Source organism: Natronobacterium gregoryi SP2, from assembly GCF_000230715.2.
Classification (GTDB): Archaea; Halobacteriota; Halobacteria; order Halobacteriales; family Natrialbaceae; genus Natronobacterium; species Natronobacterium gregoryi.
This window is the reverse complement of the sequence record NC_019792.1, coordinates 402,738-419,491: the sequence shown is the minus strand read 5'-3', so window position 1 is coordinate 419,491 and position 16,754 is coordinate 402,738. Positions and strand designations below refer to the sequence as shown.

Below are 16,754 nucleotides of genomic sequence, written 5' to 3'. Positions count from 1 at the left end.
GAGATGAGTGCGAACTCGAGGGTCGGCGCGGTCACAGATCGGGCGGATAGTCGCCGCTCTCGCGATACTCGGAGACGACCGCCGCAAACGCCACCACGTGGAGAACGACCACCACGACGATCATCGCGAGATAGAGCAGGTGGAGCGGATCGTCCGATGGAAAGCCCATCTCCTCGTACGGGCGGAGGTACGCCCGGTCGTAGCCGTGGACAGCCACGAGCCAGAAGATGACGTACGTGCCGTGGCTCTGGTGCCACTTCCAGGCTTTCGGGCCGAGATAGTCGTAGGCCCTGTCGTTGGAGGTAAACGCCAGCACGACTGCGATGAGGACGGCGATCATGGCACCGAACGCCCACGGACTCATGTCGACGAGATAGCCGACGACATCCCAGTCGCGTGCCGCAAAGACGAACAGGACGTGGATAACGGACCAGATAGCGAACCAGATACCCAGTTCCGACCGCCAGTTCACGGGGACGTTCCCGGAAAACCGTCGTCTGATCGACGGCCGGATGCGTACCAGCGGGCCGATGACCATCACGACAAACAGGACGAAGAAGGGAACGGCACCGACGACTCGCTGCCCGCCGTATCCGACGACCCACAGCAGGACCGCCACGGCGATACTCCCGATCGCTACGACCAGATGATGGGTGAGTTCGTTGTTGGTGTCTGCCGTCATGGTATCGACGTGTCACGCGACTGTGACTATACGGACATCGATCGCTCGGATAAAGCTGTTCCCAGGACGGAGACTCTAGACGACGCGGTCTCGCAGTTCGTCGCGGTGTTTCGCGCCGTAGACCAACTCGATCGAGTCGCTCGCTGGCGTGGCCACACAGGTCAGCCGGAACCCCTTCTCCGTTATCTCTTCTTCCGAGAGGCTCCGCTGGACGTCCATCTCGAGTTCTCCCGCGAGAAGCACCGCGGCACAGTTCACGCAGCCGCCTGCTCGACAGTGAAACGGCCAGTCGTGCCCTGCAGCTTCGGCCGCGTCGAGGACGTACTCGTCACGCCCCACCTCGAACGTGCCGTAAGCGCCGGCGTCGAGATCCGCGTTCGCGGCCTGCTCGAGGAGGTCGTCGTCCTCGAGCGACCAGTCCCGGTCGTCGACGACCTGGTAGTCGAGGTACTCGACGGTCGCGGTCTCGGCCCGTGGTGCGCTGATAGCGATCACTGGGACGCCAGCGAAGCGGACGACGCGATCTGTCGTACTCCCGAGGAGATACCGTCGTAGCCCCGTCTCGCCGTGTGTCCCCATCACGATGCAGTCGGTGTCGTGCATCGCGGCCGTCGCGAGAATGCGCTGGTCGACCCGACCGCTCGGGGCCGAGACGTCGACGGCGTCCAGATTTGACTCGCGGGCACGCTCGAAGGCGTCGTCGACGGGCTCGAGGCCGACACCGTCGGTGTCGTCGATGTCGACCGTCTCTAGACCGTCGACCGTCCCCTCGTCGCTCACGTGGACGACGTGGAGCCGCGCACCCGTTTCGGTCGCGAGATCGATGGCGTGCTCGAGTGCCGTCTCCGCACTGTGGCTTCCATCGATGGGGGCCAGGACGCGCTCGAACTTGGCCTCGGCGCTCGTCTCTTCGTGGACGGTCGCGACCGGGACGGACGACTCCCGAAGCGTTTGCTCTGCGACGCTGCCCAGCAGGAATCGGCCAAGCCCGCTTCGGCCGGTCGTCCCCATCGCGATCAGGTCTGCGTCGCGCTCGTCGGCCGACGTAAGGACCGCTTCGTGGACGTCGCCGTCCGCCTCGCGGAGTTCGGTCGTCGTCTCGAGGCCGCGATCGTTCGCTCGCTTGATCAGTTCGTCGACAGCCCGTTTCCCGTCGCCTTCCTCGTCACCGCCAACGACGCCCTGCTCGAGGATCGAAACGACGTGTAGTGTCGCATCGAACCGTTCCGCGAGTTGGATCGCGTACGTTCCAGCGTTTTCCGCCACCGGACTCCCGTCGGCCGGCACGAGAATCGTGTCGTACATCGCAGGCCCCCTACCACGGTTGCGAACAAGTAGCCATTCCACGTCTCCGTCGAACGAGTGAGGCTCGTGTGAGCCGATGTCATCGTATGGCGGACCCGAACGTCACCTGCCAGTGCCAGTTGTACGGTCACGACTGGCACCACCTCTGGAACCACGACATCGTCGTCACCGAAGACATCGAGCCGATCTACGCTCTGGTGTGTTGCTGTGCCGACGACGACTCCTCGATCGTGAGGGGACAGCTGACAGTCCGACGCCGAGAACGGCCCGTCGATCCACGTGCAAGCTATCGAGTTCGCCACGAAGACGAGTCGTCACGTCGGTAGCGGCTGGTCGCCGGGTAGCCACCACTGGCCCGTCACCCGCCCGAGGACTGTCTCGGCGACTCCCTCGAGGAATCAGCGTTCCGCTCCCGGGCGACAGTGACTCCCCATCACGAGCCGGTCGCCGTCGTTCTCTTTCCGCGCACTCGAGGGCGTCTCGAGGACGTTGTCACGGTCGATAGAGCGCGAACGTGTCCGAACCAGGGCGTGTGAGCGGATTCAATCCATCGACAGGTAAACAGCACTAGTACCGTCCCAACCGTCGACTGACGGGTCGAATCGAGCGACACCGCCAGATTCGACCCATCAGTTCAGGCTTGGCCCGCCACTAGTCGTCGATCGGTGCTGCACTCGAGAGCGCCTCGTCGATCTCGGCGTCTTCCATCTTCTCGACCAAGGCGTCGATCACTTCCTCGCGCTTTCCTTTGACGAACTTGATAGAGCCGACGACGAGGTGGCCGCCGCCGGAGACGCCGCCGCCGGGGACCTCGTCCTCGAGTTCCGAGACCATCTGTGGGATGTCGAGGCGGACGCCGTCGGAGCGGAGCACGGCGAAGTCAGGGCCGTAGCCGACCGTGATGACGGGGTCGCCGGTTTCTTCGATTTTCCGGTCGTGGATCTCGCCCGTCGTCTTGCCCGGCGCGGGATAGGTAAAGCGGTGGGCGTGATTCTCGACGTCGATCCGGTAGAGGTGTGCGCCGTTGTCCAGGTCCTCGTGCTCTAGGTGGGGAATGGCGGCGTCGAGTTGCTCGTCGACCTCCTCGCGGGCGCGGTCGGCGAAGAAGTCCACGAGATCGCGGTGGCGCTGCTCGTCGCCGTTGTCGATCTGAAGCAGGTCCTGAATGAGTTGGTCGCCCGAGTCATAGCGCAGCCAGAAGGCCGCGTAGTCTAAGGCTTCGCTGACGTCTTGGAGGCGCTGCTCGTCGTAGCCTTCCTCGGCCGCGAGCTCGAGGTACTGGTCCATCGCGTCGGCCTTCGAGCGGTCCGAGAGGCCGGCGACGGCGGGGACGTGACGGAGCTGGTCGGTCAGATCGGGGTAGATCATCCGCGCGAGTTCGACACAGAGCATCCCCGTGGTGATCCGGTAGTCCTCGTCGTGGAGGTAGGGGTTGACGTGGGCGTCGAGCAAGTCCTCGACCGCGTCGGGGTCGGGATGGTGGTGGTCGATGGCGATGATCGGGATGTCGTAGTGGGCCAGCGTCTCGTAGGCCGGGACGTCTTCGGCCGTCGAACCATTGTCGAGCATGAGCAGGAGCGGTAGTTGCTGGCCGTGTTTCTCTCGGTCCTCGAGCGCGAAGTTGAGGTCTCGTGTGGCGTCTTCCATCTCGTAGAACGGCGCTTTCGCGGGCAGGCGCTTGATGAGGTGGCGTGGCGCGTCGTCGTTTTCGTGGACCTCGGCGATGAACTTCTCGAGGGCGATCTGGACCGGCACGGCAGCGCACATCCCGTCGCCGTCGGCGTGGTGACGGACGCGGATGGGGCGACCCTCGAGGACGGCACGACGGAGTCGCGTGGCGACTTCCTGTAGGTTTGGGCGGAGTTTCTCGAAGGCGGGCCAGTCGATCAGCGGATCGACATCGTGGGGCTCGGAGCGGGATTCGAGGGCTGTCTGGATTCGCTCACGGGCTTTTTCGGCGTCCTCGGCCTCGAGTTTCGAGAGACCGTCGACCTCGATCTGGACCGATCCCTCGCGGTGTTCGGGGGAGCCGGTGACGCGGACGACGTCGCCGACCTCGACGTTCGGGTAGGCGCGGACGCCTGCTTCCTCGAACGCGGCACAGGGGACGACGCCGGACTCGTCGGCGACGTGGAAGATCGTTGGGCCGCCGGTCTGTTTGACCTGGACGACCTCGCCTTCGAGGTGGATCTGGTCGCCGACGTTTGCTTCGAGGCGGTCGGTGCCAGTCAGCGCGTAGTCGTGGGAGACTGACTGGAGGGTGTAGTCGTCGACGTCGACGGGCTCGAAGGCTATGTCACCGTTGTCACGGACGCTCTCGAGTTCGACGACGAGTTCGTCGCCGACGGCGAAGGTTCCCTCGAGGACGGATTCGTGGACGAGACCGGAGACGGATTCGGAGAGATCGACGAAGACGCCGTAGTCGACGATACCGTTGATTTCGGCGAGATAAGGGGTGTCCGATTCGATGTCGGCAGCGGTACAGTCGGCGTCGAGATCGTAGACGACGGAATCCCCGTCGTCCGTGCCGGCATCACCGGCAGAGGCTCGTTTCATCTTGAGTCATCGTTTGGAGGTCCCCGCGTATAACCCTTATCAAGAAGGGACGAGACGAGGGATGAAATCGATCACACGGTAGAGCGGTCGACGGACGAGCCGTCGCGTCACCGATCGAGTCCCCTTTCGGAACGTTTAGCAACCGCAAGCCCACAGGTAGGGACATGGGGCTGCTCGACGCCTTGTTTCGCTCGAACGAGATCCTCGGCATCGCCGAGGAGACCCTCGAGTTCGCGATCGAGTCCTCGGAGGCGGCCCACCCTCACGAGTATATGGGCTTTCTTCGCGGGACCGAGGCACATCGGCTGGGACTTGACCAGGACGGACTCGTCATCACCGACGTACTGGTGGTGCCGGGGACCGAATCAAACAGCGTCAGCGCCACCGTCAAGACGAGTCAGATTCCAAACGACGTGAAGGCACTCGGTAGCGTCCACTCCCATCCTAACGGCGTCATCGAGCCCAGCAGCGCGGACTTGGAGACGTTCGGCCGCGGCAGCGTCCACATCATCATCGGCGCGCCGTACGGCCGACACGACTGGAAGGCCTTCGACTCCGAGGGACGGCCGACGAATCTGCACGTGGTCGACGTCGACCTCCCCGAGTCCGAGGACTTCTTCGATTTTACCCAGTCTGACATCGACGAGGAACTGCGAGGATGACACGACGCGACACTTTCGAGACGACGAGTCAGCTATGACGAAGACGGTTATCGCCCAGGGAACGTTCGACCTGCTTCACCCCGGTCACGTCCACTACCTCGAGGAAGCGGTGGCGATGGGTGACGAACTGTACGTGATCGTCGCCCGTCGGGCGAACGTCGACCACAAACCGGAGCCGATCTGTCCAGCAACCCAGCGTCGGGACGTGGTCGCGGCGCTCGAGGCCGTCGACGAGGCCATTCTCGGTCACGAAGAGGATATCTTCGTCCCGATCGAGGAGATCGATCCAGACGTGATCGCGCTGGGTCACGACCAGCACCACGACGACGCGGCGATCGAGGACGAACTCGAGCGACGCGGCATCGACTGTGAAGTCAGGCGTGCGAGTGCCCGCGAACGGTCCGCAGACGAGGAGATTCTGTCGACGCGACTGATCGTCGAGCGTATTCTCGAGCGGCGGGGTTGAGCCGTCTCTCACGAACGGTCGTCGGGAGTGACTGTCCCTCCGTTTTCGAGACACAGACCGAGGCAGTATTCGCCACACCTGTGGGCGTAAAGAGCCAGCATACAGCGGGAGAGCCCCGGGGTGCAACGAACCACGGCGACCGTCCACAAACCCGAGTCAATTGTTGCCACTATCTCTGCCGGAACGGCTGAATACACGAGTGACAGGGCCTGTACCCGCATACTTTTATCTCCTGGGTCCCCAGTGAAAGATGTGCAACTGGACCAGACCCGGAGGCGGTTCCTGGCCGGCAGTGTAACTGCAGGCGTCGTCGCGGTCGCCGGCTGTACCGGCGACGGGGAAGACGAAGATGAAGACGGCGTCGAGTTCGACTACGACATCGATCCCGGCCTCGAGGAGGGAGACGGCTCCTACGAACTCTGGGCGCTCGACCAGGGTCGTGACGACATCTTCGTCTACGAACCCGGCGTCGACGGCGACGGGTTCGCTCTCACGAACTATCTCGACCTCAACGACCTCGAGGGGATTCCCGAGGAGAACGTCGTCCCGCACATGCTCGATTACAGTTCGGACTACGAGTACGCCGCCGTCGCCTGTACAGCCGGCGGGCGCACGCTCGTTTTCCGGACCGAGGACCACGAACTGGTCGCCGACATCGACACCGGCGACGGTTCGCACATGGCCGCGTTCTCGCCCGAGGACGACTACATTCACGTCGACGCGATCAACGAATCGGCGATCGTCCGGGTCGACACGGATCTCGAGAACGAGACGTTCGAGGTCGTCGACGAGATCGACCTCCGGGAGAACGAGACAGTTCTCGAGGCGGGAATCGAGTCTGGTGATCCGATCTGTCACCAGTATGCACCCGACGGTCGGTCGCTGCACACGCTCGGCCCCAGCTACCACGACGGCGCGCTGGTGATCGTCGACCACGACGACTTTTCGGTCGACAGGGCGATTCCCCACGAGACGCTGCCGACCAACTGCGGGACGATGCCCCAGCCCAACGGCGACGACTTCTATCTCACTGCGGGACTGCCCTCGAGCGACGAGGACGGCGTCGGTGAGTACTACGTCTACGACACGGACGCGGACGAGGTCGTCGTCGACGGCGAGAGCACAGCGGGGGTCGACGCTCACGGGTTCTGGTTCACACCCGACGGCGAGGAGCTGTGGGTGCTCAACCGCGAGACGAACGACGGCGTCGTCGTCGACCCCGAGACCCACGATGTCGTGGAGACGATCGACGAGTTCGGGCCTGCCACGTCAGCCGATCCAAGCGAACGAGACGCACCGGACATCATGTGGGCCTCGCCCGACGGCGAGTACATGTTCGTCACGCTGCGCGGGCCGGCACCGCTGTCGGGCGACCCCCACGCTTCGACCGGCGTAACCCCCGGGATTTCGGTGCTCGATGTCGACAGCCGCGAGATCGTCGACGTGATCGAGCCATACCCGATCGACGAGTTCGACGACGACCACGTCGAACTCGCTCAGGACCCCGAAGAAGACGGGCCGCGGGTGCCCGACTTCCACGGGATCGGCGTCCGGCCGCTCGAAGAGTTCGAGACGGGGATCGACACCTCGCCGCCGTTTTGAGAACGGCGATACCAGTGACCACTGTCGGCTGGGCGGGGGCGAATCGAGCGGCTTCATACTGCCGGACAGAACGACGTGACGATCGGTCGCTCGGCTGTGGCCGTCACCGGTGGAGACGGACGCGAATCCGCGACCGACTTCGTATTGACTTCTGCCCGATAGTATCAGCTCTCGCTGTTCTCGACGACGACTGGTGGCGGGAGCCGCAACGAATCGACGGGGTGGCCGGTCTCGACGAAGTGTTCGATCGCTTCCTGCGAGACTTCACGTTCCGTGTAGCCCTCGGCAGTGGTTGCGTGCCAGCCACACTGGAGGCAGTACTTGTACATTCGTCCGAACATCTGTGACAGGCGGGGGAAAGACTCGTGCAAGAAATGGAAGGTAACGCCGATTTCGAGACCGAGTGCAGCGACTCACCACGAGTCGCCAGTCGTCACCGACGGGCTCGGACGGACCACTGTACGTCGAGGCGCAATCGCGTCCTGTCCTGCGGTTGCGCAGGGCCGCTGTCAGTTGCGCTGGACGCCAGGGTTCGTCACGGCACCGTCTGCAGCCGAACTGAAATCACGGCCGAACTTCGCCAGGACGCCACCCTCGTAGGCCGGTTCGGGTCGATCCCACTCTTCGCGTCGCGTCTCGAGTTCGTTCTCGCTCAGATCGACCTCGAGTCGTCGTTCGGGGATGTCGACCGTGATCTCGTCGCCGTCCTCGAGCAGGCCGATCGGACCGCCGACGAACGCCTCGGGCGCGACGTGGCCGATCATCGGGCCGCGGGTACCGCCCGAGAAGCGGCCGTCGGTGATGAGCGCGACGTCGTCTTCGTGGCCGGCACCGACGACGGCAGAGGTGACGCCGAGCATCTCGCGCATACCGGGGCCGCCCTTTGGCCCCTCGTTGCGGATGACGATCACGTCGCCACTCTCGATGTGGCCGTCCTGGACGTACGCCATGGCCTGTTCCTCGTGGTCGAAGATCCGGGCCGGCCCCTCGTGGTAGAACTCGTCGTCGCCGGTGACCTTGAGCACTGCACCGTCGGGCGCGAGGTTGCCCGAGAGGATCTTGATCGCACCCTCCTCTTCCTTGGGGTCCTCGACTGGATAGAGGAAATCCGCCTCGAGTTCGTCGTCCGCTGGCAGGCCGTGTTCCTCCTCGAGGAACTCGAGTTCTTCCGCGATCGTCCGACCGGTCACCGTCATCGCCGACCCGTGGAAGCGGTCGGCCTCGAGCAGCCGACGGACGACGACCGGGACGCCGCCGAGTTCGTGGAGATCGTTCATCACGCTGTCGCCGCCGGGTGCCATGTCGACGATCTTCGGTGTCCGTTTCGAAATCTCGTCGAAGTCCCCGATCTCGAGGTCGACGTCGGCCTCGCGAGCGAGCGCGAGCAAGTGGAGGACACCGTTTGTCGAGCCACCGATCGCGGTCTGGAGCGCGATGGCGTTCTCGAAGGACCTTCTCGAGAGAATGTCGGACGGCCGACGGTCCGCGTCGACGACCTCGACGGCGAGTTCGCCGGCGCGACGAGCGACGGCATATCGCTCGTGGTGTTCGGCCGGCGGGGACGCACTGCCCAGGGGGGCCATCCCCAGCGCCTCCGAGATTGCGGCCATCGTGTTCGCGGTGAACATACCACCACAGGAGCCCGCACCGGGGCAGGCGCTGCGCTCGAGGTCGTCCAGTTCCTCGGCGTCCATCTTGCCGGTGCCGTAGGCACCGACGCCCTCGAAGACCTGGACGATGGTGACGTCTCGGCCCTCGTGCTCGCCGGGCATGATCGAGCCGCCATAGAGGAAGACGGAGGGGAGGTCGGTCCGGATCGCGCCCATCATCATGCCGGGGAGGTTCTTGTCACAGCCGGCGACGGTGACGAGGCCGTCCATTCGTTCGCCGAAACTGACGAGTTCGACGCTGTCGGCGATTATCTCTCGAGAGATCAGCGACGCCTTCATTCCCTCGGTCCCCATCGAGATGGCGTCCGAGATAGTGATCGTCCCGAACTCGATGGGCATCCCGCCGGCTTCGTCGGCTCCTTCGATCGCCGACTCGGCGACGTCGTCCAGGTGCACGTTACAGGGCGTGATATCGGCTGCAGGGTTCGGCACACCGATCATCGGCGAAGCGAGGTCCTCGTCGTCGAAGCCCATCGCGCGAAACATCGCCCGGTGGGGTGCTTTCTGGGCTCCCTCGGTCACCTCACGACTCTGTAGACGCTTCGCTTTCCCGAAGTCGAACTCGTCGCTGCTCATGCTCCGACCTTGGGACGAGCCATCATAAGTCACTCCTTCTCGGCGGTCGTTGCAACCCAGTGGCGAACCAGGCCCGCACTGCTGGTTCAACTCGGTCGTGTGGGCTGGTTCGACTCGCCGGTCGACGGCTGAAACGGTACCAGACTCGAGATGCCAACCGGCCTCACCGTCTCCGAGCGCAAATAACCCTGTATATAGAAGCTAAGAAACGACGTGGACTGCGTTCCAACCGCTCGGTATGAGCGACGGGATTCGAGTCGAACTCGAAGTCGAGGATGGAGGGACGTGTCCCATCGTCTCGGCATCGCGGGAGACGGAACGACCGATTACGACGGTCTCCTGGAGCAGGCCGGACAAGTCCGCGATGGCCACTGAAGAGTTCACGACCGAAAGCGACGTTGCGCCGATCGACATCGAGGAGATCAACACCGTGTTCGAAACCGACAGTCACGCCAGACACCGTTTTATCAGGCCGGAACAGGAGTGTGTCTGCCAGGTGATCGAAGCGTCGGGATTCCCGGTCGAAACGGTTCACGTCGATCAAAACGGGCTGACGCTTTCGTTTTATACCCTCGACGTCACCGAGATAACCGACGTCGTCGCAAAGCTCCGCGAGCAGTTTCAGAACGTCCGTATTCGACGCCTCCACCGAGCAGGAATCGACAGGCCCGGAGGAGTCGAAGGGGGTGACCTCGTCTGGGTCGACCGCGACGCACTGACCGACCGCCAACGAGAAGTTCTCGAGACTGCCCACGAACTGGGCTACTTCGAATATCCACGAGGATCGAACGCCACGGAAGTCGCCGACGCAATCGGCATCGCGCCGTCGACGTTCACCGAACACCTCACGACCGCCCAGTCGAAGATTATGGACGTTCTCGTGGGCGAGGAATCGGCGTAGTTCGAGCGGCCGCCTCTTCGTCCGCCACTGCTCGCTCGAGGCCCTCGACGAGGTCCGTCAATCCGAGTCGCTCGAGTGTCTCCCACTTTACTCCTTTGCGGGTCCACCCGCGGCGGTCGTAGTAGGCACGGATCATCGATTCGAGTGCCGTCTCCGAGAAGCTGGCTGCTGGGAGGTCCGGACCACCCGTGTCGTCGGATAACGGCTTCTGGAGCCGCTTCGGGAGCCGATCGTCTTCCATCGAGAAACCCTCTCGAGCGGCAAAGAGCTTCCCGAGCGTGTAGTTTCGCTCACCGATCCGCAGGGCTTCCGCCATCGGGAGCGGTCGTCCGATCGCTGCAGCTACGAGCTCTCGCAGGTCGTCGAAGTTGCGGTCCGGACCGACCGTGACGACGACGTGAGAGCAACAGACGAGCGAATTGACGAAGCTCCGGGCGTTCTCGAAAGTAACGACCGCGGCGGGCTTTCCGTCGGTCCCGTCGGCTGCCAGTCCAGTCTCGACTGGAAGGTCCGTCTCGACGGTGCGTTCGACGAGCGAGTCCTGAAATCCCTCCATGTGGGTCGCGCCGCGGGGCGAGGTCGCCGTCGAGAGCCCCATCCCCTTCTTTTTTCGGGGGTCGTGCATCGCTGCCGGCGCGCCCTTGACCGTCGCCGGGTCGTCGACGTCGAGCGCCTCGGCTGCTGCGTCCGGGCCGTCGGCCAGCACGTCACCGATGCCGTCACGGTACGCGACCGCGTCGACCAGTTCGAGGATGGCGTCGGCGTCGCCCCAGTCGACGTAGCCGGCCTCCATCGCTGTCGCGATCACGTGACCGACGCCGATCGTATCCATCCCGTAGGCGTTACACCGCTGGTTCGCGAGCGCGATCGCCTCGAGGTCGTCGTTACACAGCAGGCTCCCGAACGAGGCGAGCGTCTCGTACTCCGGCCCGGACGCCTCGTCGAGTTCGACCCCGCGACACTCTCCCTGGACGACGGGCTTGCACTCGAGTTGACAGCCACGACAGCCTCGCTGACCCACTTGCAGCGACTCCTGGAGCGCCTCCCCGCCGATCTCCGGCGCTCCTTCGAATCGACCACCGTCGAAGTGCTTCGTCGGGAGCATTCCCTGCTCGTGGAGGATCTCGACGGCCGAGGTGGTGCCGTACTCGGCCCACTGCTGGAGGCGATCGTTCGCCTGTATCTGCCGGGAGAACTGCTTTTGCAGTCGCTCGAACCGTTCTGGCTCTCCAAGCGGCGGCGGGTCCGACCCACCGACGACCACGGCTTTCAGCCGCTTCGAGCCCATCACGGCACCGAGTCCACGACCGCCGGCCGCGTGGCCGCTGTCGTTGATGATCGACGCCAGGTGAACCTCGCGTTCCCCTGCAGGGCCGATCGCTGCTGTTGCCCGCCGGGGCTCACCCGCAAGCGTCGCGTCGACGACGTCGGTCGTCTCCCCCCAGCGGTCGTCTGCCGACTCGAGCGCCAGCGTCTCGTCGGTGACCTCGAGAACGACAGGTCGACTGGCCTGCCCTTCGACGACGAGCGCGTCGACACCGGAGCGAGCGAGCAGGTGCCCGAACGAGCCGCCGGAGTACGACTCGCCGAGGCTGCCGGTCAGCGGCGACCGCGCGCCGACCCAGTGACGGCCGGCTCCCGAAACGCCGTACCCCGTCAGTGGCCCCGTCGCGAACACGAGCCGATTCTCCGGCCCGAGCGGATCGACGCCGCCGGGCTGTTCCGACAGCAACAGCCGGACACCGAGCCCACGACCACCCAGGTGGCTCTCGAGCCACCCGTCCGGAATTGACCGTGTCGTGACTGTCTCAGCCCCGAGATCGGCGATCGCGATTCGACCGTGGAATCCAGCTATCGTGTCCATAGTTTACCTCGTCGCTCCTGCCTTCCGCCGACACTTCTGACACAGTTCGAGCGACTCGTCGACCGTCTCTCCGCTTCCCTCGAGTTCGCTGCGAACGTTCTCGAGGACTGCAGCGCTCGCAAACGGTTCGCCACACTCGGTACAGCAGACGATATCGTCTGCCTCGACGACCGTCTCGCGTTCCCCGAGTGGAACGGTGATCTGATCGTCGACCTCGATGGCGTCCTCGGGACAGGCATCACAGATGCGACAGCCAGTACACACGCTGGGATCGAAGGTGAGCGTGGTCTCGTCTGGCTGAACGAATGCCTCCGTCGGGCAGAGCCGTTCGCAGGCGTGACACAGCGTACAGTCGTCTGCTGCGACGGTAACAGACCCCATCGAAGGAGCCGTCACCTGCGTCTGGCGGCCGTCTGCAAGCGAATCGGCCGCAGTCCCGGACAGGGCCATCGACGTCTGAGCGTGGGCGCGAATCGAGTCCGCGTCGTCGACGAGCGGGTCGTCGCGAGCGACTGCCTCGAGGGCTTCTACAATCGCCGACGGCTCGGTCGTCGCGACCCCCTGGACCGGGGCATCGTCGACGAGCGCCTCGAGCAGCTGTCGGGCATCGTCGACGGCTTCCTCGAGCGGCTCACTGGGGGCTCGCGGATCGCCGACGAGCGCGACGCCGCTTGCACCCGCAGCCACCGTCGCACAGAGCATCGACGCCGGTACCCGACTCGCCGCCGTGACTGGCACTGGAACCGTCGGCGGTTCCTCGGCTGTAGCAGTCGCCTCGACGAGCGCCGGAAGCACCGTTTCCGACGTGAACGCGATCACGACTGGATCGGAATCACCGCCGACGAACGGGAGGCTAGAACCGTCCGACTGGGCAGTCTCGAGCGCGCTCCGGGTCGCATCCCCGATAGCCCCGAGGTCGGTTCCACGAGGTGACAGCAACGCCTCCGTCGGGCAGACGCCGAGACAGGCACCGCAGTCGGTACACGCTTCGGCGTCGATCTCGACCGTACCGTCACCGTCGATCCCGATCGACACGGCATCGTGAGGACAGACGTCCGCACAGGCCCGACAGCCGTCGATGCCTTTCCGGCCGACGACACAGCGGCTAGTGTCGACCGCGACGGGCTTGCGTGCCCGGTCCCGGGCGACGCGAACCGCAGCCCGCAAAACGCCCGTAGCCGCCGTATGGACGACGCGTGCGTCTGCCAGATCGCCGTCGTATCCCGGCCAGACGACCTGATCTGCTGCGATTCGTTCGGTGTGCCCGTCACGATCGACGAGCACCGTCACACCACCCGTTCCGTCGCCGGCTCCGTTCTCGAGGAGCCCGACTGGAGAGCCGCGAACGGTTCGGACGTCTCGCCGCCGGTAGTCGGCTGCGTCGGAAACCAGCGTCACCGGAAACTGGGTCGCGAGGTCCGCCGAAAGTCCGGTGTCGTCGACGACTACGACGTGATCGTCCGCCGGCTCCGGTGTCGTCGACCGAGGAGTCGCTACTGCCAGTGCCGCCTCGACGGCCGCGCCGACGAGTCTCGCTCGCTCGTCCGTGGGCCGACTGGCGGCAAGTCTCGGATCGACCCAGGTGACCGTCTCGGCCCCAGCGGCCCGAAGCGGGGTCTCGACCTGCTGGCGCGTTCGGGTCGGCTCCCCCGCCGTCGTCGCAACGACTGCAACTCGATCGTACGTCTCCGACTCGATCTCTCGGCGCGCCGCCGAGAGCATATCCTCGAGCGACGAGCCGGTGACCGTCCGGATCTCGAGGGCGTCGGCAACGGCTCGCCGATCGATCGACGAGCCCGCGTCACAGACGAGTGCGATGGAACTCATGCGTGGTCGGTTGACTCCTCGAAGCCAAAGTCGTACTGATCACATTCGAGTTCGACGTCGTGGCGGTTTGCATCGAACTGAACCAGGCCTGCTGCGATCGCGCCGACTGCGCGGTAGAACTCGCTCGTTGCCGCGTCGTCGACGTCGGCCGCGAAGGCGTCGAACCACCAGCCGTGTTCCCGAAGGAACCAGGTTTTTTCGGCTGGGTCCGCGGATTCCCGGTGCGTAAGCACTGCAAGCGCAGCGAGTTCGACAGCCGCGTGATCCGCTTCTTCGCGCAGATCTGGTGCTGGCTCGATGCCGAGTTCCATGTAGGTCCCCCGAACGCGAGCGAGCGGTTCTCCGAGGAAGTCGTCGGCGTAGTACGACTCGTGGATCTGGAGCTTCGGCTGTGGCCCGACGAACAGGCGAGTATGAACCCGCTCGAGGTCGTGTGCGACCTCTTCAGGATCGTCGACCGTGCGTCGCCAACTCGCCAGCAGGTCGAACCCACGTTGCAGGTGCTCGTTGGGAACCGCCTCGGGTTCCGGGAGGCCCGCGTCAGCGATTCGCTCGACTGCATCGGAGTCCAGCGGATCGGCCAGCGCACCCGCGGCGAACTCGTAGAGGGCAGCGAGCGTCTCGCGCTCGTTCTCGATCACGGCGTCTTCGTCGTTCGTGCCTGGCGAGTCGCTGACCACCGTTCCACGCTCTGACTCAGTATCAGTCATTCGTAATCACCTCGAACCCGTTTCACGAGTCCGTAACAGATCGCGATCAACGAGCCGACGAGTACGAGTACGGCGACGTTGAGCGCGATGAAGAACACGATGCTGGTGACGCCCTGCGTGAGCGGATCGAACGATAGTGCGACCAGGTACTCACGGGTCGGCAGCGGCGACAGCACCGACGCAAACAGCGTCGCCAACATGATGAGCATGAAGAACGTCATGAGCGCGAGCGTCACACCGACGAGCGTCCGCTTGTCCGGACTCTTCGTTTCCGGATGGTCCGGAACCGACTCGAGGTTGTCTTTGGCCCACTTTTTCCAGTGGTGGGCTGCACGCTCGGCCGTAGCCGTTCCCTTGAACATCGTATCGTTGAACGGATACTTTTCTTTGACGTTCACCATGTAGAGGTGGAACGTCGTCCCCATCAGTGCCGTCAGGGCGATCAACACGTGTACGTCACGCACGATCAACAGCAGGACGTCGGCTACGGGCTCGTGGCCACCGAGCATAGCACGGAACTCCGGCGAGACGAACACCCCGCGGAACCACAGGAGCAGCCCGGTAATGATGAGCAGGGAGAACTCGACGGTAATCACCCAGATCTCGGCTTTCTGTAGCCAGTTGTACTTCGCCGCTTCGGGTTTCTCGCCGCGGCCAACCACCCACTTGAAGTACGCGATCGCCTCTTTGACGTTCGACAGGGACGGTAACGACGGCAGCCGCCAGCGTCCGGTGGCTCCCGCCGTCAAGGCCAGATACAGGACGTAGTAGACTGCCGCCAGGATCATCACGACGCCGGCGACGATGTGGAGCGTGACGATGTTCCCGTAGCCAAAGATCGCGAACAACCAACCCAGGTGGTCGCTAAACGTCATCGGCAGCCCCGTCAAGTACAGCACGAAGATACTGACTGCGAGCACGCCGTGGACCCACACCTGTGCGCTCGAGAACCGCTCGATTACGGACGTTTCGGTTGCTCCTGCCGACGTTGCCGTTTCGGTAGACATTATTCGAGCACCTCCTTCCAGCTAACGAGCGCAAGTCCCGAGATGAACACCGCGACGAACGCGATGTAGAGCCCGAGAACTGCTCTCACGCCGAGCCAGAGCCGTTCGTAGGCGTTGTAGGTCATCTCACCACTGGCGATCGCTCCACTGCCGTCCCGCAAGACTGGCGCTTCTGCGAGCGGTACCGACATCGCGTCTAACCAGAGCAGGAACATGGTGACGACGACGATAGTGAGGACGCCAGCCACGTACGATCGATACTGATAGATAGTGGCACGGAGGTCGTCACCGTCCTGCGAGGGATTGGTGTGTTCCGTTTCCATGGGAATCACCGGAGGTGAACCCAGTTACTGGTATACCAGACTGTATTATTCATCCCCGAACACCACCGTGGCGAGTTCGTCGGAGAACGGTTCCTCGGTGAGGTCTTTACGGGCCTCGTCCGATAGTTCGGCAGACGTCCCGTACACGAGAGCGTCCGTCGGACACGACGAGACACAGGCGGGTTCTTTCCCCTCCTCACGGCGAGGCTTACAGAGGGTACACTTGTCCATCGTCCCAGCATCGCCGACCGAATCCTGCTCGTCGGGAAACTGCGGTGCGCCGAACGGACAGGCCCACGCACAGTACGAACAGCCGAGACAACGGTCACTGTCGACCTGGATCAGCCCTTCCTCGTCGCGGTGGACGGCGTCGGTCGGACAGACGTTCACACACGGTGCCTCCTCACAGTGGAAACACATCATCGGAACGCTCGTCTCGCCACCGTCGAACCGGTCGCCTTCGAACCCCTCGTCGTGGGTGACGACACCGATACGATTGCTCTCCTCGGGGAGCTCCCAGGTTCGCATACAGGCGACTTCACAGCCGCCACAGTCGATACACGCCTCAACGTTCGGAATGATTCGGGGTGTACTACTACTCAT

General features: G+C 64.1%; 16 protein-coding genes. 5 read left to right on the top strand and 11 right to left on the bottom strand.

Translation table 11 applies throughout. The features are described from left to right. Positions 1–31: 31 nt before the first annotated feature. Both NATGR_RS02025 and fer read right to left on the bottom strand, forming a co-directional pair. Entirely contained in the window at positions 32–682 is a 651-nt protein-coding gene (locus NATGR_RS02025; protein WP_005576502.1) for a hypothetical protein, read from the bottom strand. A gap of 75 nt (positions 683–757) precedes the next feature. Then, the gene (gene fer, locus NATGR_RS20380) at positions 758–1,987 is read right to left on the bottom strand and encodes a ferredoxin Fer (protein WP_005576503.1); all 1,230 of its coding nucleotides are present in this window, start codon (positions 1,985–1,987) and stop codon (positions 758–760) included. A gap of 86 nt (positions 1,988–2,073) precedes the next feature. Between fer and NATGR_RS02015 the strand changes: the two genes are divergently transcribed. Continuing rightward, the gene (locus tag NATGR_RS02015) at positions 2,074–2,313 is read left to right on the top strand and encodes a hypothetical protein (RefSeq protein ID WP_005576505.1); all 240 of its coding nucleotides are present in this window, start codon (positions 2,074–2,076) and stop codon (positions 2,311–2,313) included. Positions 2,314–2,638: 325 nt separating this feature from the next. Here the strand turns inward: NATGR_RS02015 and NATGR_RS02010 are convergent, their stop codons facing one another. Then, entirely contained in the window at positions 2,639–4,543 is a 1,905-nt protein-coding gene (locus NATGR_RS02010; RefSeq protein WP_005576507.1) for a DHH family phosphoesterase, read from the bottom strand. A gap of 164 nt (positions 4,544–4,707) precedes the next feature. Between NATGR_RS02010 and NATGR_RS02005 the strand changes: the two genes are divergently transcribed. The 3 genes from NATGR_RS02005 to NATGR_RS01995 all read left to right on the top strand — a co-directional run bounded on the left by NATGR_RS02005 (position 4,708) and on the right by NATGR_RS01995 (position 7,273). Next, positions 4,708–5,205 (top strand): Mov34/MPN/PAD-1 family protein, encoded by a 498-nt coding sequence (locus NATGR_RS02005; protein WP_005576509.1) that lies wholly within the window; start codon positions 4,708–4,710, stop codon positions 5,203–5,205. Between the two features lie 34 nt (positions 5,206–5,239). After that, positions 5,240–5,671 carry an adenylyltransferase/cytidyltransferase family protein gene (locus tag NATGR_RS02000; RefSeq protein WP_005576511.1) on the top strand — a complete coding sequence of 144 codons (432 nt, stop codon included), beginning with the start codon at positions 5,240–5,242 and terminating at the stop codon, positions 5,669–5,671. Positions 5,672–5,923: 252 nt separating this feature from the next. Next, positions 5,924–7,273, top strand: a complete 1,350-nt coding sequence (locus NATGR_RS01995) for a YncE family protein (protein ID WP_005576514.1) — start codon at positions 5,924–5,926, stop codon at positions 7,271–7,273. A 164-nt stretch (positions 7,274–7,437) separates the two neighbouring features. On the opposite strand, the gene NATGR_RS19810 is transcribed toward NATGR_RS01995, so the two are convergent. Together NATGR_RS19810 and ilvD are read right to left on the bottom strand one after the other, a co-directional pair. Continuing rightward, on the bottom strand, positions 7,438–7,602 hold the full coding sequence (locus NATGR_RS19810) for a hypothetical protein (protein WP_169330815.1): 165 nt from the start codon (positions 7,600–7,602) through the stop codon (positions 7,438–7,440). Between the two features lie 180 nt (positions 7,603–7,782). Then, positions 7,783–9,519, bottom strand: a complete 1,737-nt coding sequence (ilvD, locus tag NATGR_RS01990; protein ID WP_005576518.1) for a dihydroxy-acid dehydratase — start codon at positions 9,517–9,519, stop codon at positions 7,783–7,785. Positions 9,520–9,757: 238 nt separating this feature from the next. Between ilvD and NATGR_RS01985 the strand changes: the two genes are divergently transcribed. Next, complete coding sequence (locus NATGR_RS01985) at positions 9,758–10,420, top strand: helix-turn-helix domain-containing protein (protein WP_005576520.1); 663 nt, start codon at positions 9,758–9,760, stop codon at positions 10,418–10,420. On the opposite strand, the gene NATGR_RS01980 is transcribed toward NATGR_RS01985, so the two are convergent. Genes NATGR_RS01980 through NATGR_RS01955 form a run of 6 tightly spaced genes read right to left on the bottom strand, consistent with a single transcriptional unit; the run spans position 10,386 to position 16,754 of the window. Further along, positions 10,386–12,284 (bottom strand): aldehyde ferredoxin oxidoreductase family protein, encoded by a 1,899-nt coding sequence (locus NATGR_RS01980; protein ID WP_005576522.1) that lies wholly within the window; start codon positions 12,282–12,284, stop codon positions 10,386–10,388. The two genes, NATGR_RS01985 and NATGR_RS01980, sit on opposite strands and share 35 nt — an antisense overlap. A 3-nt stretch (positions 12,285–12,287) precedes the next feature. Then, positions 12,288–14,111 (bottom strand): 4Fe-4S dicluster domain-containing protein, encoded by a 1,824-nt coding sequence (locus NATGR_RS01975; RefSeq protein ID WP_005576524.1) that lies wholly within the window; start codon positions 14,109–14,111, stop codon positions 12,288–12,290. Beyond that, positions 14,108–14,821, bottom strand: a complete 714-nt coding sequence (locus NATGR_RS01970; RefSeq protein WP_005576526.1) for a TorD/DmsD family molecular chaperone — start codon at positions 14,819–14,821, stop codon at positions 14,108–14,110. The genes NATGR_RS01975 and NATGR_RS01970 overlap by 4 nt, the downstream gene beginning before the upstream one ends. Then, positions 14,818–15,828, bottom strand: coding sequence for a formate dehydrogenase subunit gamma (locus NATGR_RS01965; RefSeq protein ID WP_005576527.1), 1,011 nt, complete (start codon positions 15,826–15,828; stop codon positions 14,818–14,820). The genes NATGR_RS01970 and NATGR_RS01965 overlap by 4 nt, the downstream gene beginning before the upstream one ends. Beyond that, positions 15,828–16,151 carry a hypothetical protein gene (locus NATGR_RS01960; protein ID WP_005576528.1) on the bottom strand — a complete coding sequence of 108 codons (324 nt, stop codon included), beginning with the start codon at positions 16,149–16,151 and terminating at the stop codon, positions 15,828–15,830. Before NATGR_RS01960 ends, NATGR_RS01965 begins: the two co-directional genes overlap by 1 nt. A 45-nt stretch (positions 16,152–16,196) precedes the next feature. Beyond that, complete coding sequence (locus NATGR_RS01955; RefSeq protein ID WP_005576529.1) at positions 16,197–16,754, bottom strand: 4Fe-4S dicluster domain-containing protein; 558 nt, start codon at positions 16,752–16,754, stop codon at positions 16,197–16,199.

Bases quoted from the DNA above. Each gene is read 5' to 3' on its own strand.
- NATGR_RS02000 (WP_005576511.1), top strand. From the start codon at position 5,240: ATGACGAAGACGGTTATCGCCCAGGGAACGTTCGACCTGCTTCACCCC.
- NATGR_RS01970 (WP_005576526.1), bottom strand. From the start codon at position 14,821: ATGACTGATACTGAGTCAGAGCGTGGAACGGTGGTCAGCGACTCGCCA.
- NATGR_RS01980 (WP_005576522.1), bottom strand. From the start codon at position 12,284: ATGGACACGATAGCTGGATTCCACGGTCGAATCGCGATCGCCGATCTC.
- NATGR_RS02005 (WP_005576509.1), top strand. From the start codon at position 4,708: ATGGGGCTGCTCGACGCCTTGTTTCGCTCGAACGAGATCCTCGGCATC.
- NATGR_RS02025 (WP_005576502.1), bottom strand. From the start codon at position 682: ATGACGGCAGACACCAACAACGAACTCACCCATCATCTGGTCGTAGCG.
- fer (WP_005576503.1), bottom strand. From the start codon at position 1,987: ATGTACGACACGATTCTCGTGCCGGCCGACGGGAGTCCGGTGGCGGAA.
- NATGR_RS19810 (WP_169330815.1), bottom strand. From the start codon at position 7,602: ATGTACAAGTACTGCCTCCAGTGTGGCTGGCACGCAACCACTGCCGAG.
- ilvD (WP_005576518.1), bottom strand. From the start codon at position 9,519: ATGAGCAGCGACGAGTTCGACTTCGGGAAAGCGAAGCGTCTACAGAGT.
- NATGR_RS01960 (WP_005576528.1), bottom strand. From the start codon at position 16,151: ATGGAAACGGAACACACCAATCCCTCGCAGGACGGTGACGACCTCCGT.
- NATGR_RS02015 (WP_005576505.1), top strand. From the start codon at position 2,074: ATGGCGGACCCGAACGTCACCTGCCAGTGCCAGTTGTACGGTCACGAC.
- NATGR_RS01985 (WP_005576520.1), top strand. From the start codon at position 9,758: ATGAGCGACGGGATTCGAGTCGAACTCGAAGTCGAGGATGGAGGGACG.
- NATGR_RS01975 (WP_005576524.1), bottom strand. From the start codon at position 14,111: ATGAGTTCCATCGCACTCGTCTGTGACGCGGGCTCGTCGATCGATCGG.
- NATGR_RS01965 (WP_005576527.1), bottom strand. From the start codon at position 15,828: ATGTCTACCGAAACGGCAACGTCGGCAGGAGCAACCGAAACGTCCGTA.
- NATGR_RS01955 (WP_005576529.1), bottom strand. From the start codon at position 16,754: ATGAGTAGTAGTACACCCCGAATCATTCCGAACGTTGAGGCGTGTATC.
- NATGR_RS02010 (WP_005576507.1), bottom strand. From the start codon at position 4,543: ATGAAACGAGCCTCTGCCGGTGATGCCGGCACGGACGACGGGGATTCC.